Raw genomic sequence first — 21,699 nt, forward strand, 5'->3', positions numbered from 1 at the left:
GCGTTAGGCTTCCCCCGGCTCCTTCCGGGCCCCGGGCAAGACACGGCCAGCAATGACGCGATTCCTTCTGTTCCTTCCGGCCGCTCTCCTGATGGCCTGCGATCCGCTGCCGCAGATCGGCGCGGCCCCGGCGGCCCCTGCCGGCCCGCCGCCGCGCCTTCTGCCGATCGGCGAACTGCTGGCCCAGGCCCCCGCCGCCGGACTGAGGCCGGAACGCGGCGATGCGCTGGCCGCCCGCGCCGCCCGGCTGCAGGCCCGCGCCGCGGCGATGCGCGGCCCGGTCCACGATCCGGCCACCCGCGCGCGGCTGCGCCCGCCCGCCCCCGGCGCGGGCTGAGCCCCGCGCACAGCGTTGCAGAGCGCGCGGCGCCAGGCTAACAGGCTGACCGGACCATCTCGTGAAAGGCTTTCCCATGTCGAGCGCGCCGCAGAACTCCGGGCCCCTCCGCCTCGGCATCGCCGGTCTCGGCACCGTCGGCATCGGCGTGGTGAAGATCGTGCAGCGCGAGGCGGCGCTGCTGGCCGCGCGCGCCGGCCGCCCGGTCGCGATCACCGCGGTTTCGGCCCGCGATGCGAAGAAGGACCGCGGCGCAGACCTCTCGGGCTACGCCTGGGAGAGCGATCCGGTGGCCCTTGCCACCCGCGCCGATGTGGATGTTTTCGTCGAGGTGATGGGCGGCCATGACGGCGCCGCGAAAGCCGCGACCGAGGCGGCGCTGGCGGCCGGCAAACATGTCGTCACCGCGAACAAGGCGCTGCTCGCCCATTACGGCCAGGCCCTTGCGGAACGGGCCGAGGCGAACGGCGCGGCGCTCCGGTTCGAGGCCGCCGTCGCCGGGGGCATCCCGGTGATCAAGGCGCTGACCGAGGGGCTTGCCGGCAACCGCATCAAACGCGTCATGGGCGTGATGAACGGCACCTGCAACTATATCCTGACCCGGATGCAATCGGCCGGCCTGCCCTACGAGACGGTGTTCGAGGAAGCCCGCAGCCTCGGCTATCTGGAGGCCGATCCGAACCTCGACGTCGGAGGCATCGACGCCGGGCACAAGCTCTCGCTGCTTGCCGCCATCGCCTTCGGCACGAAGGTCAGCTTCGACAAGGTGGAACTGGAAGGCATCGGCAGCGTCTCGATCGACGACATCAACCTTGCCGACGACATGGGCTATCACATCAAGCTGCTCGGCGTGGCGCAGATGACCGGCCGCGGGCTGGAACAGCGGATGACCCCTTGCCTCGTCCCGGCGGAAAGCCCGCTCGGCCAGTTGCAGGGCGGCACCAATATGGTGGTGCTGGAGGGCGACAGCGTGGGCCAGATCGTGCTGCGCGGCCCCGGCGCGGGCGAAGGCCCAACCGCGAGCGCGGTGATGGGCGACGTGATCGACATCGCCCGAGGCTTCCGCCTGCCGGTCTTCGGCATCCCGGCGAAGACGCTGGCCGAGCCGGTCGCGGCGCTGTCGGCAACGCCCGCGCCCTACTACCTGCGCGCGAAGCTGCTCGACAAACCCGGGGCGCTGGCGAAGATCGCCACCACTCTGGGCGACGCCGGAATCTCCATCGACCAGATGCGCCAGATCAACCAGCCCGGCGCCGACGACGGCGACGCCATCGTGCTGATCGTCACCCACAAGGCCGCCCCCGCCGACATCGCCTTCGCCATGTCGCAATTCGCCCAGACCGGCGTGCTGGTGGAACAGCCGGTGGCGATCCGCATCGAGGAAGTCTGAACGCGTTAGCGCGACCACGCTTGCGGTAGCGCCCCCCGGCGGCTAAGCCTCGGGCAACGCTTACGCCACCAGAGGTTTTCCACCATGGCCGACCAGGCTCAGTTTCAGGATCGCATGCTTTCGCTCGGCCTCGCCCGGGTGTCCGAGGCCGCCGCGCTGGCCTCGGCCCGGCTGATCGGCCGCGGCGACGAGAAGGCTGCGGACCAGGCCGCGGTGAATGCGATGCGCGACCAACTGAACCTGCTGGAGATCAAGGGCGTCGTGGTGATCGGCGAGGGCGAGCGCGACGAGGCGCCGATGCTCTACATCGGCGAAGAGGTCGGCACCGGGCACGGCCCCGAGGTGGATATCGCGCTCGACCCGCTGGAAGGCACCACGCTGACCGCGAAGGACATGCCGAACGCGCTGACCGTGATCGCGATGGCGCCGCGCGGCACGCTCCTGCACGCGCCCGATGTCTATATGGAGAAGCTGGCGATCGGCCCCGCCTACAAGCCCGGCACGGTGACGATGAACATGACCCCCTCCGAGCGGGTCTCGGCGCTGGCCGCGGCCAAGGGGGTCTCGACCGGGGATATCACCGTCTGCGTGCTGGAACGCCCGCGGCATGAGGATATGATCCGCGAGATCCGCTCGACCGGCGCCTCGATCCGGCTGATCACCGATGGCGATGTGGCTGGTGTGATGCACTGCGCCGAGCCGGAAGTGACCGGCATCGACATGTATATGGGTTCGGGCGGCGCCCCCGAGGGTGTGCTGGCGGCGGCCGCGCTGAAATGTATGGGTGGCCAGTTCTTCGGCCGGCTCGTGTTCCGCAACGAGGACGAAAAGGCCCGCGCCCGCAACGCCGGGATCACCAATTTCGACCGGGTCTACACCCGCGACGATCTGGTGCGCGCCGACGTGATCTTCGCCGCAACCGGGGTGACGAGCGGCTCTTTGCTGACCGGCATCCGGCGCGAGCCGGGCTGGGTCACCACCGAGACCATCCTGATGCGCTCGAAAACCGGCTCGGTGCGCCGCATGACCTACCGCAGCCCGCTGCGGTAGCCGCGCAGGGGGGCCAGCCCCCCATCTCCTTCGGAGATTCCCCCCGGGATATTTTCAGACAGAAAATGAGGGGCGCGCTGCTCAGGATCATTTTCTGTCTCTTAAATATCCCCGCCGGAGGCATCCGTGCCGCAAGGCGCGGACCTCTTTACGCCAGACCGGCGCGCTGCCTCTTTCATCTCGTCCCGGTCTGCCGGGCCGAACGGGCTTGCGCCGGGGGCGGCTTTCGGGCAGCCATGGCCCATGTCTGATCTGACCGCTTTCCTCGGGGTCGAGGCCTCGCTGACCGGCCGGCGCTGGACCGGCCCCGCGCCTGCGACCGAGCGTCTTGCCGAGGCCATGGTCCAGGCCACCCGCCTGCCCTTGCCGCTGTGCCGCATCCTCGCCGCGCGCGGGGTGGCGGCAGAGGATGCCGCAGCCTTCCTCGCGCCGCAGCTGCGCGAGCTCTTGCCCGATCCGCGCGGGCTGAGGGACATGGAGCAGGCGGCGGCGCGGTTCCTCCTCGCGCTGGACCGCCGCGAGCGGATCGCGATCTTCGCCGATTACGATGTTGACGGCGGCTCCTCGGCGGCGCTGCTGATGACCTGGCTGCGCGCCATGGGCCATGACGCCAGTCTCTACATCCCCGACCGGATCGACGAGGGATACGGGCCGAACGTCCCCGCGATGCAGGCTCTGGCACGCGAGCATACGCTGATCGTCTGCGTCGATTGCGGCACGCTGAGCCACGAGCCGGTCGCCGCCGCGCGCCCCGCCGATGTGGTCATCCTCGACCACCATCTCGCGGGCGAGACCCTGCCCGAAGCACTCGCCGTGGTGAATCCCAACCGCCAGGATGAGGACGGCAGCCTCGCCCATCTCTGCGCCGCCTCTGTCGTGTTCCTGATGCTGGTCGAGGCCAACCGCCAGCTGCGCGTCGCCGGTCGCCAGGGGCCGGATCTGATGGGCATGCTTGATCTGGTGGCGCTGGCGACGGTGGCCGATGTGGCGCCGCTGCTCGGCGTGAACCGCGCCTTCGTGCGCCAGGGGCTGAAGGTCATGGCGCGGCGCGAGCGGCCGGGGCTGCGGGCACTCGCCGATGTGTCGCGCATGGACAGCGCGCCCACCGCCTATGCGCTCGGGTTTCTTCTGGGGCCGCGGGTCAATGCCGGCGGGCGGATCGGCCAGGCCGATCTGGGCGCGCGGCTTCTGGCCACCGCCGATCCTGTCGAGGCCGGGGCGCTGGCGCAGCGGCTCGATGAGTTGAACAGCGCCCGGCGTGAGATCACCGAGAGGGTGCGCGAAGAGGCTCTGGCCCAGGCCGAGGCGCGCGGGGTGGATGGCCCCTTGGTCTGGGCCGCGGGCGAGGGCTGGCACCCGGGCGTCGTCGGCATCGTCGCCGCCCGGCTGAAGGAGGCAACGGGACGCCCCGCCGTGGTGATCGGGCTTGAGGGGGGCGAGGGCAAGGGCTCGGGCCGTTCTGTCGCCGGGGTGGACCTTGGCGCCGCGGTGCAGCGGGTCGCGGCCGAAGGGCTGCTGCTGAAAGGCGGCGGCCACAAAATGGCCGCCGGGCTGACGGTCGCGCGCGAGCGGCTGGAGGAAGCGATGGCGCGGCTGAGCGCGCTGCTCGCGCGCCAGGGGGGCGAGAGCGCCGCGCCGCGCGATCTCAGGATCGACAGCCTCGTCATGGCCGATGCCTGCGGGCTGTCGCTGGTCGAGCAGATCGAACAGGCCGGCCCGTTCGGCGCCGCCGCCCCTGCCCCGCGTTTCGCGATTCCCGCGGTGCCGGTCAGCGCGCGCCGGATCGGCGACAAACATCTGCGGCTGACGCTGCGCACCCCCGGCGCGGGGCTGGAGGCCGTGGCCTTCGGCGCGTTCGACACCCCCCTCGGCCCGGCGCTGGAGGCCGCGGGACACCGGCCTTTCCACCTTGCCGGACGGCTGGAGATCAATACCTGGGGCGGCCGTTCAAAGGTGCAACTGAGGCTGGACGACGCTGCTCCGGCGAGTTGAAAAAATCCGTCATTTTCCCTCTTGCGCATCCAGGAGAGGGCGATTAGACACCGCCTCACAGAAAGCGTGGCCCGTTCGTCTATCGGTTAGGACGTCAGGTTTTCAACCTGAAAAGAGGGGTTCGACTCCCCTACGGGCTGCCACTTCTTCCTGTAACCTATTGTTTCTCATCGTCATTTCCTGCCTTTCTGTCCAACGCGGAAGGGAAGTTGGACACATTTCCCAGCTTGGCGAACCCGCTGTCTGCCAGTTTAGCCCGGTTTGCCTTCTTCGTATATGTATCGGCCTGCTTGGTGTCCTTATGGGCCAGATAGGACGCGATTTCCCAGTTCGTCGCCCCTGCATCGGCCAGCCTGGTCGCCCCTGCCTTGCGCAATCCATGCAGCGAACCCGGCACCTTCGCTTCGGCGCATCGGTCGCGGAACCAGTTGCCGAGCGTCTCGGGCTTGTAGCCGATGGGTTTGGCGTCTTGGGTGATGAACAGCATCCGGTCTTTCGGCAGCATCGCCAGTTCCTCGGCCAGTTCGGGAAGGATCGGCAGATCAGCGGCCACCGAAGTCTTGGCCCGCTTGTATGCGATCCGCGCCCTGCCGTCCTTCTGGGTGACGTGCTGCCAGCCCACCCGGCAAAGATCCGTGCGCGCCATGCCGGTGTTCAGCGCCAGCAGCAGCACCAGCCGGGCCTTTGATCCTGCCGGATGCCGGGTAAGGAAGCGATCAACCTCGCCATCGGTCCAGGTATGGTATCCGTCTGGGTTGGTTTTCATCTTCTCGGCAAACCGTGCCGGATTCGGGCCGGTGTATTTCAGTTTCTTGGCTGCGAAGTTGAATAACATGGACATGTTCTTCTTCACGGTGTTTGCGGCACTCGGCCCGGCCTTCTTGGCCATCAGCGCCTCGATGTGGCGCACCTCCAGCCGTGCGAAGTGATACTTTCCCGCTGTGCCACGCAGCCAGTCCAGTTCCCCCCGGATGCTGCGCTTGCGCGATGCAGACAGGTTCAGGAATTTCAGGCTGCCAAGGTATTGCTCGATCAGCCACGCCACCGTGCCCGGCGCGGCGGTCGAGACCGGGGCCTTCGCCCTTTTCACCGCCGCCTCATGCCCGGCTATGAACGCCGGGCTGCCGTAGGGGCCGGGAATGTTGCAGCGGAAATCTCCCGCCTCGAACCTCCAATAGATTCGGCCTTTGACGACATTCTTCCGAACCCCGGGATATGGGTTCTTGCGCCGGGTCATTTCAGCAGCTCATCGGGATCAGGCCCGGCGGTGGCATCGTCCACCTTCCCGGCGATGATGACATGTTTTCCGTCAGGCGTAACCTCCACCCGCCACTCTGCAATCCCCGCCGCCCGCAGCGCCTTCGCGTAGCGCGTCAGATCGGATTGCTTGAGGGGAGCGCGAGCGTTCGCCATCACTCCGCCCTCCGCGCCTCGCCTGCAGCCTTTGCGCGCTCCGCCGCATCGCGCTGCGCTTCCGCTTTCAGCATCGCCTCGATGTGTTCGCCCAGCAGAAGCATGGTGCGGCCCATTGCATAGTAAGTGCCATATTTCCTTGCTTTTTCCCGCAGAGTGCGGGGAGACAGGCGGATTCCGCGTTCTTGCAGCGCCGCGCTCCACTGCTCTGGCGTCTGTCCGGTTTCGATCTGATGCTCCATATCCTACCCTCGACTGCATGTTTCTGCGTCTACCAGCGCCGACGATAGGCATCAACAGAAAGCGCGATATTGGGTTCACATGGAATATTTTTGCGCTATATATTGCGCATTCAAGGAGGTGAACCATGTCTAGTGCAAAAACCTACCGCTTCGGACCGAACCGAATCCCCGACAAGTTGGTCTACCAGGAGATGGAGGCACAGCTCCGGGAAGAAGAGCTATCCCGCTGCAAGCCGCATGAGGGACTGAAGCTCATCAGGAAGGAGCACAAGCGCTCACAGGCCGAGATGGCCACCCTGCTGGATGTCAGCCGACGCAGCTATCAGGACTTCGAGAGCGGCAAGCGCGCGATACCGTCCGACGTTCTGTTGCGCCTCTATGGCCACTTCAACTGTGACCTGCACAAGCTGTTCACCGGGGCGTCGGTTCCCGTCTCCCGCAAGGACAGGGCCAGCTTCGTCACGGCCGCATTGGATGCGGTGTTCGCACTGCTGAAGAGGTTTGGGGAACAGGGCATCACGGAGCGAGAGCTTAGGCATTACGCGATCATGACGGCGGAGTTGACCGATCCGGGTGAGGACCCGGAGCTCCTATGGCTCTTGGAACTGGCGGGGCGCGACCGGGCCGGGCTGCCACGCTTCGGCTTTGGGGATGAGGAAGGCGACGGTGGTGAAGGGTAGCGGCATATCATCGAGAAGGGACTTGAGAGCATCGGTCGTGCAGCGCTCGATCATCATCCGTGCAATTGGGGAGTTTTGATCCCGATTTGCAAGGATATTTTGAGGTGATCTTGCGGCCAGAAGTTAGATAGTCCCCCACGGGCTACTGACCGGGAACAGCTTTTGCCACCCTGTCCATCAGCAGGGCCGGTGACGCACCGATCCCCTCCGCCCATTCGATGAACTCGATCACGTCGAGCCGCCTCTCGCCGGTTTCCACCTTCGCCACATAGGATTGCGGCCGGTTTAGCCGGTCTGCCAACTCCTGCTGGGTGATCCCCGCCTCCTTCCGCGTCTCGATCAGCACCTGCATCAACGCCCGGTGCCCCGGCGTTCGCAGACTTCGTGCCATCGCGGCGTCTCCAAAGGGCCTAAGCCCTTGCCGCGTAATCCCGTTCTGGTATTATCCCATTTCAGGATGTTGGCGTTGCTGCATCCTCCTGCGCTCAGTGCCTTCTGAAGTGTGCGAGTGAATCTGGTCAGGCCATTCAATGCCGGTGCCGGAGCGTGGGTTTCAGTGGTGGAGGCATTGAAGATGAACAAGACGGCACCTTGGCATCGCGCATTCGCGTCCCGCCACCGCCATGTGCGGCCCGACAGGCGGCGTCTGGCCGTCTATCGTGGCCGGGTGGTGTCGGTCGCCGACCGGGTGACGAGCACGACGGTCAGCGGCCAGCATGGCTACACCTCGGTCAACTCGGTGCCCGAGGTCTGGATCGCCGATGCCCATGGGCAGGAACTGCGATTCATCGACGTGACCCTGACGGACTGCCGGGCCGGGCATGAGGTGGTGATCATCGGCGATCCGGCGAAGGACAAGGTTCTCTCGATGCGGAACCTCTCGACCGGGCAGACGTGGTTTTCATCGTCCCTGACGGACCTGCCGTTCAATGGAAGCCATCTCTTCAGCATGATCCCGACCGCGATCCTGTTCTGTGGCATCGCCTCGTTCATATCGTTTGCCATGTTCGGTGAAGCCTGGTCGCGCAGGACCTGGTGGGAGCAAACCGCCCCCGATCTGATGTTCTACGCCGCGCTGGCCCTAGGCTGCTGGTTGCCCGAAATGGGGCGGACATGGATCAACCACCGGAACGAGGCCCTGCGTGCCCGGATCACGCAGGAGCTGGAGGCGGCCTCCAAATGAGACATGCCCCTACGTTCACAGGCGTCGTTCTGGCCTTTGTCCTCAGCCTGCCTGCTGCGACCATCGCCGAGCCACTGCCGCTGGTGCCGTTCCAGACGACGGAAACCGGCCAGATGCGCGATCCGACCGGCCTCTGGTCCCCGACCGAGGTGGCTGAAGGCGGGTCGGATGTGCAGCCCTCGGTCTGGTATGCCCGCTTCCAGGTGCGGGGCGGCGAGGTCACGCTGGCGGTCCTGGTCGATGCCTGGTGCGGCATGTCCGAGTGCCCTGTGCGCTTTCGCGTTGAAACGGCCGATAGCCGGGTGGTCCAGAACTTCGGGACCGTCGACTACGACATGGTCTGCCAGGATTTCGAGAGCTTCACCTATGATCCAGAGGCGCGGGTGCTCCATGCCTGCGACGCCCGGATCGCGCTGCTGCCGGAGGGGCGAGCCATGCGCGCACTGATCGCCGGGCTGACCATGGCCTGCCTTGCCGCGACGGCCTCGGCCGAGACGGCGCTGGACTTCCCTGCGCCGGGGTCGAGGGCGGCGTGGAACAACCTCGTGCTGGGGTTGACCCATACCGATGGCTCCATCGACGTGGTGATCGCCGAGCGGCCCGATCCGGCGGCTCTGGCCAACCTGATCGACCTGCTGGTGCTGCATACCGGCTTTCAGGTCCGGTTCAGCGTCTTCCACGATGTCGCGGGTCGCGGCGAGGTGCTGACGCAAATCTACGCCTTCCGCGAGGCGACGGGCACTGATCTGCACGTCTGCCGGAACTGGTGGTCCTGGCCGGACGCCGATGGCTACGCGGCGATGATGCGGGGACAGTTCGGCGGCAGCCTGGTCTTCATCGACAACGGTGACAGTTCCGATGCCTATGACAACCCGGCGTCGGACTTCATGGCGGCGCGGGTGCTCGATCCTCTGTTCGCAGGCGTTCTCGGCCCGGACCCGCGCCGGATCGAGGACGGCGGCGACTACCTCGCGGCGCTGGAGATGTTCTGGCGGCAGATCGACACGGTGGGGGTATGGGATCGCGACCGGCTGCTGGCGCGCGGGGGTTGGGTCGATGGCTGTGGCGACCGATAGGCGTTGACCGCGCCGACCCTGCCGGGGCACAAGCCGCCTTCCTTCTGACTGGACCTTTAACGATGACCCACTGGTACACCGCCGACCCGCATTTCGGGCATGACAGCATCATCCCCAACGCCCGCCGTCCGTTCCGCGACACCGGCCATATGGAGGCGGTGCTGATCGAACGGCTGTGGGAGAAGGTCGGCCCCGATGACGATCTCTGGATCGTCGGCGATTTCGCCTTCGGGCCGAAGGCGAAGGACGAGGACTGGCTGCTGGCGATCTTCGGCCAGCTTCCTGGTGCACGGCGGCATCTGGTGGTGGGCAACCATGACGGCCCGCTGACCCAGGCGCTGCCCTGGGACAGTGTGTCGTGGCTGGCGGAGGTCGATGATCCCGCCAGCGAGAAGCCGGTGACGCTCTGCCACTACCCGATGATGACCTGGAACCATGCCCGCAAGGGGGCGCTGCACCTGTTCGGCCATGTGCATGGCAACTGGCAGGGCAGTGAGAACGCGGTCAATGCCGGGGTGGATGCGTGGGATTTCTATCCGGTGACAGTGCAGGAGGCCGCCCGGCGGGCGAAGGGGCTGCCGGTGAACCGGCACTGGAGGGATGTCGAGCCGCGCGCTTCTCGGTCGTGAGGTCAATGTCTTTCGCAGGTATCAACCGAATGCCGGATATGGACCACCACCGGATCGTGTATGGAAAGAGGGGAGCGACATGGCATCTGCAAATCTCGCCGAACTGATCGCAGGTATCACCCCAGAGAACATGCACGGCACGGTCGACTTCAGCCATCCTGTCGGGTTGGAACTGGTCTACGAGGAGATGATCCCGGTTGCTGATAACCTCTACGATCAGCATATCGAAGCCCTCAAGGCAGAAGGATTGATCTGAATGGCAGGCAGAATGTCGTTTTCGACGCTCCGCAACCGCATGCCGCCGGAAGCGCAGGAACGCGCCCGCGCCAAGTCCGAAGCCCTTGAAGCCGAGATGGTGCTGATCGAGGTGCGCCAGGCCATGAAGCTGTCCCAAGAGGCGCGGGATGATGGCGGGGACGGTACCGCCTGGTGACACCCCGCCAGCCCCGTCCCTACGGCCCTTCATGGAGAGAGCGGGCCGGGGCTGGCTCCGCGCCCCCGATCCGACCGCCCCCCACATGGCTGGGGCGGATCGGGGGCGCACGGCCTGAAAGGCCGTCCCGCAAGGGGTGCTGGCCGCAGGTTGCAAACCCGCGCAGGCGATCAGCGTGGCAGCAATGATCGCCGGAGACGGTGCCGTCCGCGGCACCGGGCAAGGCCCATGGGCCGCGCAGTCGCTTGCGACGGAGAGGGGTCGAGGGGATTCCCCCGCCCGCTGTTTTGGGGTAGCGTTCGCGCAGGGGCCCCAAAACGGAAAGCGGGTTTCCGTTTCGATCAGAACGGAAAAAACGGCGCGAACGCCGCACAGGAACGACAGTGGGCAAGGCTGGATCATATCGCGCCCATGCGCTCGACGCGTCAAGCCTGACGGCGATGGAACACCACGAACTGCGGCTCGATGAGGCGGGGAGAAAACGGAGTATTCGGAAGGATGCCCAAGGCAGATGCCTTCCGCCTCTGCTCTATAACCCCTACGGCAAAGATTTGTCCCTGACCCAGAGCTATGAAGCCCATGTCGCGGGTGCGCGGCGGAACAAGGGAGCGGGGAAGCTCTGTCTCCATGCGTTCATCCAGTTCCCCACCGATCTGGAGATCACCCCCGAAACGCAGCAGGGGATGCTGGACGAGGCGGTCCGGTTCGTGAACCGGACCCATGGCGGCGATGCCGTGTTCCGCGCGCGCATCGACCGGGACGAAGCCGGGCAACATGGTGTCGATGTGTTCTTCGCTCCGAAGTATCTGAAAGCCACCAAGCGCCGGTCGGAAACATGGATCAGCCTGACCAGGTTCGGGAAGGAGCGGGCAGTCGAGCGGTTCGGACATCGGCAGGCAGTGGACAAGGACAAGGAGGCCGGGCAGGTGGTGCCGCTCTTCTCCGGCCCGAAGGGCGACGTTCCCGTCATGGTGCCGTGCGATAGCCGGTATTACCAAGGGCGGGCGTTTCAGGATTTGTGGTTCGAGCACCTGCGCGACGAGGTGGGCCTGCCTTGGGTGGAGCGTGGAAAGGCCAAGATCGGCCGCGATCCTGATCGGCTTCAGGTCGAGGAATACAAGGCGGCGCAGGAGCGGCTGAAAGCTGTGGCCGACGCCGAACTGATCCGGGAACGGGCCCGCGCCGCTGGCCGGGCCGAGGGGATGAAGGAGGCGGCTGACGCCCTTGAAGTCACCCGCATCCTTCTGACCGGCGATCTGTCGCCGCAACTTTCCACCAAGGCCGCAAAAATACAGCAGGTCGCCGAGAAGCTGCGCGCTTCGCGCCAGGAGCAACGGCGGCAATGGGAGCATGCCATCAATTTCGGTCTTGCGGTGCCCGAGGATCGCGGGCGGAAGGCCCTCGACAGAGCTTTCAGCTTGTTCGCCGATGATGCCGATGATGATCTGGGCCAAGCGCAACGCGAGCTGAGCGAACTGAAACGGGAGCATGAATCACACCTGCCCCCATCTGGCTTGCAGGTAGGCGCGCGCGCCTCACGCATGATCGCGGCGCTGGTCCGCTGGTGGGAAGCTGCCGCGACGGTGTTGACCAAGCTGTTCGACACGCACCGGACACCTGATCCTTATCGTTTCGCGGTGATTCACGGGCTTCTATCGGACCTGCCGGATGAGGATGCCGCCCTGTCTCCGATCCGGATCGAACTGGAGAGGGAGCATCGGATCGTCGCCGTCGCGGGTCGTCTTGATATGCGAGGCCCTAAATCTGAGGGACACGCCGGACCGTCTTCACGCTGACCCGGAAGAGCTGCGCAATCTCGGGCAGCGACCGTTGTTCCTCGTCCCGCATCCGCCGAACCTCTGCCTGCTGGGCCGGTGACAAGGCCGGGGGCCGTCCCCCCACCCGACCACGCTTCCGGGCGGCCGCCAGCCCTTCCCTGGTCCGCTCGGAAATCCGCTCGCGCTCGAATTGCGCGATGCTGGCAAAGACGTGGAAGACCAGCCGCCCGGCTGGCGTCGTGGTGTCGATGTCCTCGGCCAGCGACCGGAACCCCGCCCCGCGCGCCCCGATCGCCTCGACGACCTCCAGAAGGTCGCGCAGGGACCGCGCCAGGCGGTCGTATTTCGACACCATCACCACGTCACCCTCGCGGAGCTGGTCGAGCATCCGGTTCAACTCGGGCCGGTGCCGCTTTGCTCCGCTGATCCGGTCTGCGAAGATTCGCACAGCCCCCGCTTCCTTCAGGGCGTCGAGCTGCGCATCGAGGTGCTGATCCTCGGTCGAGACGCGCGCATAGCCGATCAGCATGGACAGAAACCTCCCAAAACCGATCTGGTTTTGTCCCAAGGTTCTGTCCTGGTCAACGCGCTGATGTGGAGGGCTGTCGAAAACCGGGACAGAAACGGCCGTATCTGTCCCCGCACTGATGGTCAGAGGTTTTCCAGGCGGGACGGCTGCTCTGCGGAACGGAACTGCCGGTCGTTACGGACGCGAGGTAGATCAAACATGCGCGGGCTTCGCCGTCCCGCTGGGCGGGAAGCGGCCTGACGGTACAGCACATGGCGGTCGCGGCGACACCGTAAAAGCGGTCACTCATGTACAACGTGCGGCGAAGCGGGCGCTTGGTGGCCAGGAACGGGCGGAAAGCCGACTGACTGCAGTGCAGCATGGCAACTTCACCGAACGGGACGCGAAGTGCAGGAAGCGAACACTTGAGCTGGCGACCAAGACTGCAACATTCTAAATTTCCAAGACGTGCTCGGGCGATGTCCCGACAATCGTGACATTCTCACGGCACAACAGCTGAAATTTGGTCAAGGACTTGCAATGATGAGAAAAATCATACATTCCTGACAAGGTGATGGGCGGGTTAACAGCTCCAAACCCACTTTTATAGCGTTGCGAGGAGAATATGACGAGCAGCTTTTTCTTCCTTCAAGCTGAGAAGGATGAGAGAAATCGAGCCTTCTACGACAATCTTGAAAGCTGGTCCTCAAAAAAAAGCACGCAAGTTTACGTGGTCAACCAGCCTCTTGGTGATGATCGATATGACTACAATTATGAAAATTGCGCAGTCGTTATGTCACCCGGCCGAAAAATATGCCTGATAAATTTCTCGGAAGAGGGCGACGAGTTCGCAGATTTTGTTGAAGACTTCATCGAAGATGTGGGCTCTATTTCTGACAAGTATCAGTACAAGGACGCGATTGGCAGGCCGCGAAAATGGCGCAACGATCTCGTCTACGAAGTTGATGCAGGCACAAATTACGATGTTAAATCTTACATTCAGGATAGCCGGATTGAAGACCCTGCGAAGCGGAGACTTTCTGAGCTGATTATATCCCTAGTAACTGGGAGCATTAACGATATTGAAAGAGCTACTGCTGAAGTGCCGGATAACCTTCTCGACAAGGTTAAGCGGAAGATACAGCTTTTCGATGCTGATCAAACGCGCTTCATATACAAGGCGATCAATAAGAAATCGATACATATTCAAGGCCTTTCCGGAACCGGAAAAACGGAACTTTTGCTTCATAAGCTCAAGGATATTTATGTCCGAAACCCAAGCTCCAGAATATTACTTACATGTCATAACCGCATTCTCGCGGACAACCTAAGAAGAAGGATTCCCGAATTTTTCAATTTTATGAAGGTAGAGCAGCAGATTGAGTGGGATAGTAGGCTGTGGTGTATGCATGCTTGGGGCTCTCGTAGCGACCCAAACTCTGGCACGTATAGATACATTTGCCATTACTTCAATATTCCGTTCTACACTTTCGGGCAGTCCTCATTTGATGAGGCCTGCAAAGAAGCATGTGAGTTGATCCAGTCGAGACATGATGGATTGGAATACGCATTCGATTACATCCTCATAGATGAGAGCCAGGACTTTCCGCAATCATTCCTTGATCTATGCGAGCTCGTAGCGCGAGAATATGTAATCGTAGCGGGAGATATATTCCAAAGCATCTTTGATACAAAAATCAAGCCAAGCATATCTCCAGATTTCTTGTTGAGCAAATGCTACAGAACCGACCCAAGAGCTTTAATGTTCGCCCACTCTCTTGGCATGGGGTTGTTTGAGGAGAAAAAGCTCCGCTGGCTGGAGGACGATGAGTGGCAGACGTGCGGATATATTGTAGAGACATCGGCTGATAAAAGCTTTTACCGACTGAAGCGCGAACCGCTTCGTCGCTTTGAGGATATATCCGCTGCCGAAGTGCCCTCGGTTTCGATTGTTGAAGGCGAAACACTAAATAATGAACAAGTGGCAGAGCTTGTTCTCGGGGCTATCAGGGCTATTTCAGAAGAGAATCCCACGATCACGCCGGATGACATTGGGATTATATTGGTGGATAGCGGAAGTCAGATATTTGCCCTTCAGGATACGCTTGCACAAATCATTCCGCGCGAGACAGGCTGGGCTGTCAATAAGGCTGTTGAAAGCAAGAGGAAAATACCTGGCCGTATATTTATTAGCAATCGAAACAACGTGAAGGGACTTGAGTTCCCATTTGTTATTTGCGTAACAAGCAATCTATCGAGAGGGCTAGCTTACAGGAACTCACTGTACATGACGCTGACGCGTTCATTCCTACGATCTTACTTGATTGTCTCCCGAAAGCAGGATGAGAAAATGATGGGCTTGATAAGGCAGGGCTTGGATACGATCAATGTGTCAGGTTTCATTGAGACGCAACCCCCGTCTGCGGAAGAGCGAGCAGAGATTATGACCAGTATTACTCAAGATAATGTTCGCACATCATTTTACGACTTTTGTGAAGAGATTTTTGATGAAATTGGTATTTTGCCGATTTTTAGGCAGGAGCTGCGTCGAGTAATCAAAGCAACAGCCGGTGAGGATTTTGATCGAGATGAAATAGCTGAGATTGCGGGATTTAATTATAAGAAGATGTTAAAAAAGGATGGAAGATGAACATCGAATCCTTTAATTTGGATCGATATCAGACGTCGAGCCTACTATCGGCTTTTCGAGAAAGAAAGAATGTTGTTCTTTTTTGGATGCAGGTCGTAAAAACGATCCTGTCTTTTGTGGAGCCCAAGCCAGAGCAGATCTATGGAAAGATGCTGATCTGTACTGAAAAGATGCACCGTGTCTTCATTGAGGGTGACGGCAAGACGTTCTCGACTGCATTACCATTTTCCGTAAAAAAGGTGGATGGGTACTTTTTCTGTACGCTTCGATCTGGAATTGATCTTAGTAGCAAGCTGAGTTCCGAAATTATTGCGGCTCTGTCGACATCTGATTCGTTCGGTAATATTCAGGTTCTCGGCTTTGCTGACGAAATTATGAATATTTCTGACGACCCGGACACTCTTTGGGTGGCGCTTAGTGAGCTGATCAACTCGGATGATGGCTATCTTCGTTTTGATCATGATCCTGATCGCGAGGATGGAAAAATACACCCATTAAACCACATCGACATATTCTTTTCCCAATCAGCCACGTTCAAGCTTGGGCTGAGGGAGAGATTGGAGATTAATGCTCTTTCGGATATTCTTAACATTAGAACTGATTGTCATTATCTCGCCAAGGAGTGAAACACTCCGAGTGGCAACTTAGTCGCTGCAAAGAAACTGTTGTCAGCGAGATTTGTTATACTGTGGTTCACATTTCCGGCAGCTTAGGGCTGGGACTCGCCCCCTTGCTGCTCCACGCCTGGGCGACCGCTTTGGAAAACTGGGCAGCGAACTCGACCGACAGCTCTGGGCCGTAGCCTTCCGCTGCACCTGCGAAGAGTTGCGCCATACTGTGATCTGCCGGGGTGTCTCTGATTGGGCTATGCTGACGTTGCACACACGAACCGGAGTTCAGACCATTGATGCCAGACGACAGCCCCCCTTCCCCCGAACCGTCTCCACCGCCGCTCTCGCCCAAGTCCACGCTGGAACTGATCGAGGACGGCGAGTTGAATGCCATCGCCGATGCGAGGGCAAACAGCCGTGAGATCCCGGTGTCGCTGGACGAACTGTAGGCAGCTGCTCTGCGGCATCGCGGGGATTTTTCCGAGGGGCGAGCCTTGACCTGATACCACCTAGCGGCGCTGAACGCACGGATTGGCTGTAGCCCCTAGATCGCCTATATTGGACGCAGGAGGCCCTTGCGATGCAGAGCCAGACGCCATCCCAAGCCCTGCAACATGGGCGCAATCTGATCCGCGAACTCGCGGCCCGGCACCGCACGACCAAGCCGCGCGTGTTCGGTTCGGTCCTGACAGGCAGGGACCGTGCGGACAGCGACCTCGATGTGCTGGTCGAACCCTTGCCGGAAACCACGCTGTTCGACCTCGGGGGCTTGCAAGATGCGCTGGAAGAGGTGCTTGGCGTCCGGGTGGACGTGAAGACCCCTATGGACCTGCCTCCGCATGTCCGCGCGAAAGTTTTGCTGCAGGCGGTCCCGGTTTAAGCGCGGACAGCGGCTCGGACCTAGCACTTGCGTTCGCGGATCGCCCAACCACTGGACGACGGCACCTCCAGCACCTAGATTGCACCTTGGTATTTATTGGTATAGGTTGGAATTTGCCTAGAGAAGGAAGGGAGGCGACGATGCCCCGCAATACGTCCGTGTCCCTGGGGGACCACTTCACCAGTTTCATCGACGCCCAGGTGCAGGCGGGCCGCTACGGATCGGCCAGCGACGTGGTGCGCGCAGGGCTGCGCCTGCTGCAAGAGCATGAGGCCAAGGTGAAGGCGCTGGAAGCCGCCTTGATCGAGGGCGAGGAATCCGGTGAGCCGCAGCCCTTCGACAATGAGGCTTTCAAGGCCCGGATGCGGGCCGAGCATGGCCACTGATCGAGGTTATCGGCTTTCTCCTGCTGCCGACCGCGATCTTGCAGACATCTGGCGCTATACCGCCCGCCGGTGGTCCGTCGAGCAAGCAGAGAGCTACCAGGACGATCTGGCGGCCGCGTTCGAGGGGCTGGCATCGGGCCGGAAGATGGGCCGCCCGGTCGAGATCAGGCGCAAGGGCTATCTGAAATACGCCGTAGGGACGCACCTGATCTTCTTCCGCGAGGCGGAGACGGAAATCATCGTTGTGCGGGTCTTGCACGGCAAGCAGGACCCGCAGCGGCACCTTTAGGCCACGCAGCCCTCGACCTCGCGTGGATCGAGAGTATGACGCAGGACTAGCCGCGCCCGCCCATGGGCATTTGGACATCGACCTGCATGTCGCCTGGACCACGCTGCAGACCGAACCGCCCGCGCTCATCGAGCATCTGCCCGGCTATGGCAGCCACACCCACACGGCCGCCCGCCGGTCACCTACATGCTGTAGCTGTTGCCGTAGGGAGTGATCCCGTCCGATGAAGCAACCGAGCCGCCGTGGATCGGAAGAATCTCATGTGCCAGATCGAGGTCCATGCCCATTCTGGTCATACAGGTCCTGAGCCACCTCGGATCGTGGATCGCCTGAGCAGCCTTGTCGTAAGCGTTCACGACAGTTTCCCCATAGGCTCCTTTGGCTTTGGACCAAGCGGCCTCAGGTATCGGCCCAAAGCGCGAGATCATCATCGAAAGGTCGATGATATCGCGGTTGAGAACGGAGCGGTCGGCGTGGTGGTCGGCATTGGCGAGCAGCCTTTCGCAATACATATCATCACGGGACAGGACCGGGACACCCAACACCGGGTCGAAGGTGCCGCTGATCGGGATGCGCGCCTCGCGGACGATCTCGAATCGCACCTTGGCATTGCCGACACCGATCTGCGTCCTCATCCCGTATTGATCGGCGCGCATATCGCGCAGCGCCGCGACTTCCGCGCCCGGCTTTAGCAGGCCGTCCAATCCCCTGTCGAAGGCCGTGGAACGAAGCAGCCGATACCCCTCCTGCGACGAGCAGAAGAAGGCAATATCGACGCTGTCGCGATATTCATCTAGGGCAAGAACGATTGCCGTCCCGCCACCGAGGAAGCACCGGGCCTCAAGCAGCAATCTGTCGTCCAGGGCCGCGAGGATGGTGGCGATGGCGTTGTGGTGCGGGCGTTCAAACATTTAGGACGCCGTTCCCGTATCGGGCGATGAGCCGGGCGAGCAAGTCCCGCTCTTCCGGGGTGAGGGCATCCTGACCCACATGCCGCCAGTTCCGCTCGTAGATCGCCAAGGCGTCCGCACCCTCCAACACGGTGTCGGGGGGACGGTTCCAGCACAGGTGCCGCAACTGTGGATATTGCTCGATGCGCACTTTCATACCCGGCCCTCTCTGTGGCCGAAGGTAGGAGTTTTGAGAGAAACCTTCCATGTTAGACTGGCTGGCTTCGGTCCTGACGGTCAAAAGGCACTACCGCCCCGGCCTCCGAACGGTCCAGCCAAGGAGGATCGTCAGCGAAGCGCAGGGAAAGCCCATAGGTTATGGCGAAAACAAATACCGGATAATCAAAGAAATCGGGTATTCCACGCGGGGGCGGTCAGTGTTCCCAGTTCGGCGACGGCCGCATCAATGTTGTCGCCGAGCCGGTGCGGCTCGCCCCCGGCGCGGACCAGGTAGATGTCGCCGTTCTCTTCGATGCTGACAGAGGCACCAGCCTCGCGAGCTGCATCCAGCAACATTCCGAGCGCAATGGCCTGGGCAATCTGCTCCTATTTTACCTGCGATCCTTTCCAGATCAAAAACCGGACAATTTCAAATACCGGATTTATCTTTGTAGAGCTGCCACATCTCTTCGATCAGAACGCCCTGCACGACGCCACGCCGCCGGGCCTCGGCGGCGATCTCGGTGGCTATGGGCGGCAACACCTTGGCATGAACCTGATCCGTGCGGGGGCTGGGCTTGCGGCCTCGCTTCCCCTGCGGCTCGCGCTCGACGAAGCCCAAACCGGCGGCGCGCTCGTCGGCAGCCCGGAGTGAGGCGGCATCTGACGGCTTCTCGCGCGTTTTCAGCCGCCCCAGATCAATGGCGAACGGACGTTCCTCGCTCATCGGCCAGGCTCCCCGACCAGGCGGCCATAAACCGCCTGTGCGAACCCGGCCGCATTGCCGATTGCCGCCTCCATGTTTCCCTGCGGCGGCATCGACCGCAGGTCGCCCCCGAACTCGAACAGCGCCGAAAACGCCACGCGCTCCATCAGCGCGGGTTCGATCAGATCGACCCCCTGCCTGCGGAGCGAGTGCTCGATGCCGACATGCTGTTTCGACCGAACCCCCTTCGTCATGGTGAAGACCACTGCATGAGGAATGCGCCGGTCCAGAGTCTCTTCTTCCTCGGCGATCAGGGCCAGCGCCCGCGCCCCGATTGTCGCATCCAGCGTCGTGGCGCGCATCGGCGTGATGACCAGATCGGCTTGTGAAATCGCGCGTGAGACCAGCCGGGACGCCACCCCCTCAAGATCGACGATCACCACCTGGCCGTCCTGGTCGAGGGGCTTGATCGTTCGCACGATCTCCGCCTCGGTGACGCCCGACAGCACCTCGATACCGGCCGGGACGGTCCCGCGTTGGCTCCACAAGGTCAGGCTCCGGTTCGGGTCGCAATCCAGCATGGTAACCGGCGCACCGGCGTGAGCCAACTCTGTGCCGAGAAGGACTGCTGTGGTAGACTTCCCTGCGCCCCCCTTCGGCGACGCGATTACGATAACAGGCATGGTTTTTCCCAATCGGGTTATTTCAGTTACCGGATCAAGCGCCGCCCCAAGGCTCGGCGCGCTCAAAATCTTCCAGCTCCGGCTCGCGTCCTTCGTGCAGCCGGATTCTAGCTGCTAGTCTGCGGCTTTCACTCGCAGCGCGCCGCAACTCTGTCAGCTCGGCCAGCACCTCGGACGGCAAGATCGCCCGTTGGGCAGCCCATCGTTCACTGGTTGCGCTGTTCAACAGAAAAATCTGTTGTCCCCATATCCGACCGTCCTGATGGTCACGACCGAGCGGGGTCAGCGCTCCACCGATCCCCGCAAGAAAGATGCCCCCTCCGCTGGGGTGCCGATATAGTGCAGCCTCGAATGCGTTGAACTCATGGACGAACGAGTTTCGCACACCCTTCTGCACCCGCCAGATCAGCTTGGCCGTCCTGGTGTTGTAAACCACGCGACCGATCCTCCGCGACATATCGCAGAGCAGCGGCTTCCGGTCACAAATCTGAATGTTATCGTCGGACATCCTGCCCTCTTTTCGCTTGTGTGTGGGGTGCTTCAGTCAAGTTTTGCGAAGGGACCGTGCGCAGAATGCTCATTGCTTCTGCTGAACTGAACCAACTCGCCGATCAGGGATGCCAAAACGGCCTTTCCCCTTGCCTCTGCCTTCGCCATGCCGATGAAAGCGGCTGCGGTATCCCGAACCCGGTAGCGCCCGATGCGCCCAGCATTCCGATCCGCAATCAGCAGGCAGAGGACGCTTCGCGTCTCTCCGAAAAGATCGCAGGAGGTGGCCCATTGTGCGCCAGATATGCCGATCATCATTGCACGATCGCGGGCAGCCAGTGTCAGGGCTCGCCACGAAGGCGGTTTGCCCGGCGACAACCCTTCGGCGTAGAGGCCAATGACATCTCTGAACTCGGGGCCTGCCAGCAGCATCACCTGTTCTGGCGATGTGGTTGGCGGCCCCAGCCGTGCATGTTCGCTGGCCCTACAAGTTTCGATTATCTTTTCTTCTTTGGTATCTGGTCGGACCAAACTGTCCGACGGCGCGACCTCAACTGTCCGACCGGATGGCACCGAAAAATCGGCCAGAACCGCTGAAAGTGCCTCGATGACCTCGGCCAATCGGTCTCGTGACCGCAGTTCGGACGGCCTGAGGCGCGGGAAGATGGCGCGCGCGGCGTCCAAAGCTTCGGGCGCATCCAGTTGGCGAATCTGGCAGATCAGGTCATTGGCGCGATTCCTGGCTGCCCGAAGTTCCAGCGCCTCGACGGCCTCTTGCTGAACAAGGCGCAAGAGATCGCTAGCACGGTCGATGAGCGGGGCGAGATTGATCCCACTGGCACAGATGATGCGACCATCTGGGCTGCGCCGCCCGAACCTGCGTCCGTTGCGCATGGTTGCCCGGAAGATCAGTGCCCTCTCCGCAAGACGTGTCTCTATGCGGTTGATCTGCCGCACTGACAGCCCAAGCTCGTCAGCCAGTCGGGTTACGGAGGTCCAAATAGAGCAGATTCTGCCGGGTTCAAAATCTTGAGCTTTCAGATGCCGCAGGGCATAGCGAAGGTAGCAGATGTCCTCGTCGCGCAGCCCCAAGCATTGCCGCAGTTTGCCAACGATGTCTGCCAGATCGAAAGGTCGCACTCCAACCGGAAGCCCGCCATGTGTGAGGGTAAGGCTCATGTCCGC

At 62.2% G+C, this 21,699-nt stretch carries 29 protein-coding genes and 1 tRNA gene; 18 read left to right on the forward strand and 12 right to left on the reverse strand.

Annotated features, from left to right (window positions below; translation table 11 throughout):
* The first annotated feature begins 52 nt into the window (after positions 1 to 52).
* From XINFAN_RS11070 to XINFAN_RS11090, 5 genes are all read left to right on the forward strand, one after another.
* A complete protein-coding gene (locus XINFAN_RS11070) occupies positions 53 to 337 on the forward strand; it encodes a hypothetical protein (RefSeq protein WP_124086926.1) in 285 nt (94 codons plus the stop codon).
* A 76-nt stretch (positions 338 to 413) separates the two neighbouring features.
* Entirely contained in the window at positions 414 to 1,727 is a 1,314-nt protein-coding gene (locus XINFAN_RS11075; RefSeq protein WP_124086991.1) for a homoserine dehydrogenase, read from the forward strand.
* 84 nt (positions 1,728 to 1,811) lie between these two features.
* Entirely contained in the window at positions 1,812 to 2,777 is a 966-nt protein-coding gene (glpX, locus tag XINFAN_RS11080) for a class II fructose-bisphosphatase (protein WP_124086927.1), read from the forward strand.
* Between the two features lie 243 nt (positions 2,778 to 3,020).
* On the forward strand, positions 3,021 to 4,769 hold the full coding sequence (recJ, locus tag XINFAN_RS11085; protein ID WP_124086928.1) for a single-stranded-DNA-specific exonuclease RecJ: 1,749 nt from the start codon (positions 3,021 to 3,023) through the stop codon (positions 4,767 to 4,769).
* 68 nt (positions 4,770 to 4,837) lie between these two features.
* Positions 4,838 to 4,912: transfer RNA gene (locus XINFAN_RS11090), tRNA-Glu, on the forward strand.
* Positions 4,913 to 4,926: 14 nt separating this feature from the next.
* Here the strand turns inward: XINFAN_RS11090 and XINFAN_RS11095 are convergent.
* Genes XINFAN_RS11095 through XINFAN_RS11105 form a run of 3 tightly spaced genes read right to left on the reverse strand, consistent with a single transcriptional unit; the run spans position 4,927 to position 6,424 of the window.
* Positions 4,927 to 6,006, reverse strand: coding sequence for a tyrosine-type recombinase/integrase (locus XINFAN_RS11095; protein WP_124086929.1), 1,080 nt, complete (start codon positions 6,004 to 6,006; stop codon positions 4,927 to 4,929).
* The gene (locus XINFAN_RS11100; RefSeq protein WP_124086930.1) at positions 6,003 to 6,182 is read right to left on the reverse strand and encodes a hypothetical protein; all 180 of its coding nucleotides are present in this window, start codon (positions 6,180 to 6,182) and stop codon (positions 6,003 to 6,005) included. The genes XINFAN_RS11095 and XINFAN_RS11100 overlap by 4 nt, the downstream gene beginning before the upstream one ends.
* A complete protein-coding gene (locus tag XINFAN_RS11105; protein ID WP_124086931.1) occupies positions 6,182 to 6,424 on the reverse strand; it encodes a hypothetical protein in 243 nt (80 codons plus the stop codon). The genes XINFAN_RS11100 and XINFAN_RS11105 overlap by 1 nt, the downstream gene beginning before the upstream one ends.
* Before the next feature lie 125 nt (positions 6,425 to 6,549).
* Here XINFAN_RS11105 and XINFAN_RS11110 point away from each other — a divergent pair, with 125 nt between their 5' ends.
* Entirely contained in the window at positions 6,550 to 7,104 is a 555-nt protein-coding gene (locus tag XINFAN_RS11110; protein WP_124086932.1) for a helix-turn-helix transcriptional regulator, read from the forward strand.
* Between the two features lie 142 nt (positions 7,105 to 7,246).
* Here the strand turns inward: XINFAN_RS11110 and XINFAN_RS11115 are convergent, their stop codons facing one another.
* Complete coding sequence (locus tag XINFAN_RS11115) at positions 7,247 to 7,495, reverse strand: helix-turn-helix domain-containing protein (protein WP_124086933.1); 249 nt, start codon at positions 7,493 to 7,495, stop codon at positions 7,247 to 7,249.
* Positions 7,496 to 7,678: 183 nt separating this feature from the next.
* On the opposite strand from XINFAN_RS11115, the gene XINFAN_RS11120 reads away from it, so the two are divergent.
* From XINFAN_RS11120 to XINFAN_RS11135, 6 genes are all read left to right on the forward strand, one after another.
* Positions 7,679 to 8,287: a hypothetical protein gene (locus XINFAN_RS11120; RefSeq protein WP_124086934.1), complete on the forward strand. Its 609-nt coding sequence runs from the start codon at positions 7,679 to 7,681 to the stop codon at positions 8,285 to 8,287.
* On the forward strand, positions 8,284 to 9,363 hold the full coding sequence (locus XINFAN_RS11125) for a hypothetical protein (protein ID WP_124086935.1): 1,080 nt from the start codon (positions 8,284 to 8,286) through the stop codon (positions 9,361 to 9,363). The genes XINFAN_RS11120 and XINFAN_RS11125 overlap by 4 nt, the downstream gene beginning before the upstream one ends.
* A gap of 62 nt (positions 9,364 to 9,425) precedes the next feature.
* On the forward strand, positions 9,426 to 9,992 hold the full coding sequence (locus XINFAN_RS11130; RefSeq protein WP_124086936.1) for a metallophosphoesterase: 567 nt from the start codon (positions 9,426 to 9,428) through the stop codon (positions 9,990 to 9,992).
* A gap of 79 nt (positions 9,993 to 10,071) precedes the next feature.
* Positions 10,072 to 10,248 (forward strand): hypothetical protein, encoded by a 177-nt coding sequence (locus XINFAN_RS21705; protein ID WP_160144595.1) that lies wholly within the window; start codon positions 10,072 to 10,074, stop codon positions 10,246 to 10,248.
* Positions 10,249 to 10,425 (forward strand): hypothetical protein, encoded by a 177-nt coding sequence (locus XINFAN_RS21710; protein WP_160144596.1) that lies wholly within the window; start codon positions 10,249 to 10,251, stop codon positions 10,423 to 10,425.
* 383 nt (positions 10,426 to 10,808) lie between these two features.
* Positions 10,809 to 12,221 carry a hypothetical protein gene (locus XINFAN_RS11135; RefSeq protein WP_124086937.1) on the forward strand — a complete coding sequence of 471 codons (1,413 nt, stop codon included), beginning with the start codon at positions 10,809 to 10,811 and terminating at the stop codon, positions 12,219 to 12,221.
* Here the strand turns inward: XINFAN_RS11135 and XINFAN_RS11140 are convergent.
* The gene (locus XINFAN_RS11140) at positions 12,184 to 12,732 is read right to left on the reverse strand and encodes a recombinase family protein (RefSeq protein ID WP_124086938.1); all 549 of its coding nucleotides are present in this window, start codon (positions 12,730 to 12,732) and stop codon (positions 12,184 to 12,186) included. The two genes, XINFAN_RS11135 and XINFAN_RS11140, sit on opposite strands and share 38 nt — an antisense overlap.
* 604 nt (positions 12,733 to 13,336) lie before the next feature.
* Here XINFAN_RS11140 and XINFAN_RS11145 point away from each other — a divergent pair.
* From XINFAN_RS11145 to XINFAN_RS11165, 6 genes are all read left to right on the forward strand, one after another.
* Complete coding sequence (locus XINFAN_RS11145) at positions 13,337 to 15,361, forward strand: STM2767 family DEAD/DEAH box helicase (protein WP_124086939.1); 2,025 nt, start codon at positions 13,337 to 13,339, stop codon at positions 15,359 to 15,361.
* Positions 15,358 to 15,987, forward strand: a complete 630-nt coding sequence (locus XINFAN_RS11150) for an STM2766 family helicase-associated protein (RefSeq protein WP_124086940.1) — start codon at positions 15,358 to 15,360, stop codon at positions 15,985 to 15,987. The genes XINFAN_RS11145 and XINFAN_RS11150 overlap by 4 nt, the downstream gene beginning before the upstream one ends.
* Positions 15,988 to 16,268: 281 nt before the next feature.
* A complete protein-coding gene (locus tag XINFAN_RS21715; RefSeq protein ID WP_160144597.1) occupies positions 16,269 to 16,421 on the forward strand; it encodes a hypothetical protein in 153 nt (50 codons plus the stop codon).
* A gap of 131 nt (positions 16,422 to 16,552) precedes the next feature.
* Positions 16,553 to 16,852, forward strand: a complete 300-nt coding sequence (locus XINFAN_RS11155) for a nucleotidyltransferase family protein (RefSeq protein ID WP_124086941.1) — start codon at positions 16,553 to 16,555, stop codon at positions 16,850 to 16,852.
* Positions 16,853 to 16,992: 140 nt separating this feature from the next.
* Positions 16,993 to 17,238, forward strand: a complete 246-nt coding sequence (locus XINFAN_RS11160; protein ID WP_124086942.1) for a type II toxin-antitoxin system ParD family antitoxin — start codon at positions 16,993 to 16,995, stop codon at positions 17,236 to 17,238.
* Positions 17,228 to 17,527 carry a type II toxin-antitoxin system RelE/ParE family toxin gene (locus XINFAN_RS11165; RefSeq protein ID WP_124086943.1) on the forward strand — a complete coding sequence of 100 codons (300 nt, stop codon included), beginning with the start codon at positions 17,228 to 17,230 and terminating at the stop codon, positions 17,525 to 17,527. The genes XINFAN_RS11160 and XINFAN_RS11165 overlap by 11 nt, the downstream gene beginning before the upstream one ends.
* Positions 17,528 to 17,709: 182 nt before the next feature.
* Here XINFAN_RS11165 and XINFAN_RS11170 read toward each other — a convergent pair whose 3' ends face one another.
* The 7 genes from XINFAN_RS11170 to XINFAN_RS11195 all read right to left on the reverse strand — a co-directional run bounded on the left by XINFAN_RS11170 (position 17,710) and on the right by XINFAN_RS11195 (position 21,693).
* Complete coding sequence (locus tag XINFAN_RS11170; RefSeq protein ID WP_124086944.1) at positions 17,710 to 18,438, reverse strand: nucleotidyl transferase AbiEii/AbiGii toxin family protein; 729 nt, start codon at positions 18,436 to 18,438, stop codon at positions 17,710 to 17,712.
* The gene (locus XINFAN_RS11175; RefSeq protein ID WP_124086945.1) at positions 18,431 to 18,634 is read right to left on the reverse strand and encodes a hypothetical protein; all 204 of its coding nucleotides are present in this window, start codon (positions 18,632 to 18,634) and stop codon (positions 18,431 to 18,433) included. The genes XINFAN_RS11170 and XINFAN_RS11175 overlap by 8 nt, the downstream gene beginning before the upstream one ends.
* A gap of 185 nt (positions 18,635 to 18,819) precedes the next feature.
* The gene (locus XINFAN_RS21720) at positions 18,820 to 18,993 is read right to left on the reverse strand and encodes a hypothetical protein (RefSeq protein ID WP_160144598.1); all 174 of its coding nucleotides are present in this window, start codon (positions 18,991 to 18,993) and stop codon (positions 18,820 to 18,822) included.
* 73 nt (positions 18,994 to 19,066) lie between these two features.
* On the reverse strand, positions 19,067 to 19,363 hold the full coding sequence (locus XINFAN_RS11180; protein ID WP_124086946.1) for a chromosome partitioning protein ParB: 297 nt from the start codon (positions 19,361 to 19,363) through the stop codon (positions 19,067 to 19,069).
* A complete protein-coding gene (locus XINFAN_RS11185) occupies positions 19,360 to 20,025 on the reverse strand; it encodes a ParA family protein (protein ID WP_124086947.1) in 666 nt (221 codons plus the stop codon). Before XINFAN_RS11185 ends, XINFAN_RS11180 begins: the two co-directional genes overlap by 4 nt.
* Before the next feature lie 34 nt (positions 20,026 to 20,059).
* Positions 20,060 to 20,533: a hypothetical protein gene (locus XINFAN_RS11190; RefSeq protein WP_124086948.1), complete on the reverse strand. Its 474-nt coding sequence runs from the start codon at positions 20,531 to 20,533 to the stop codon at positions 20,060 to 20,062.
* A 32-nt stretch (positions 20,534 to 20,565) separates the two neighbouring features.
* Complete coding sequence (locus XINFAN_RS11195; RefSeq protein WP_124086949.1) at positions 20,566 to 21,693, reverse strand: helix-turn-helix domain-containing protein; 1,128 nt, start codon at positions 21,691 to 21,693, stop codon at positions 20,566 to 20,568.
* Positions 21,694 to 21,699 lie beyond the last annotated feature (6 nt).

It is taken from the genome of Pseudogemmobacter humi (assembly GCF_900609055.1).
Taxonomy (GTDB): Bacteria; Pseudomonadota; Alphaproteobacteria; order Rhodobacterales; family Rhodobacteraceae; genus Pseudogemmobacter; species Pseudogemmobacter humi.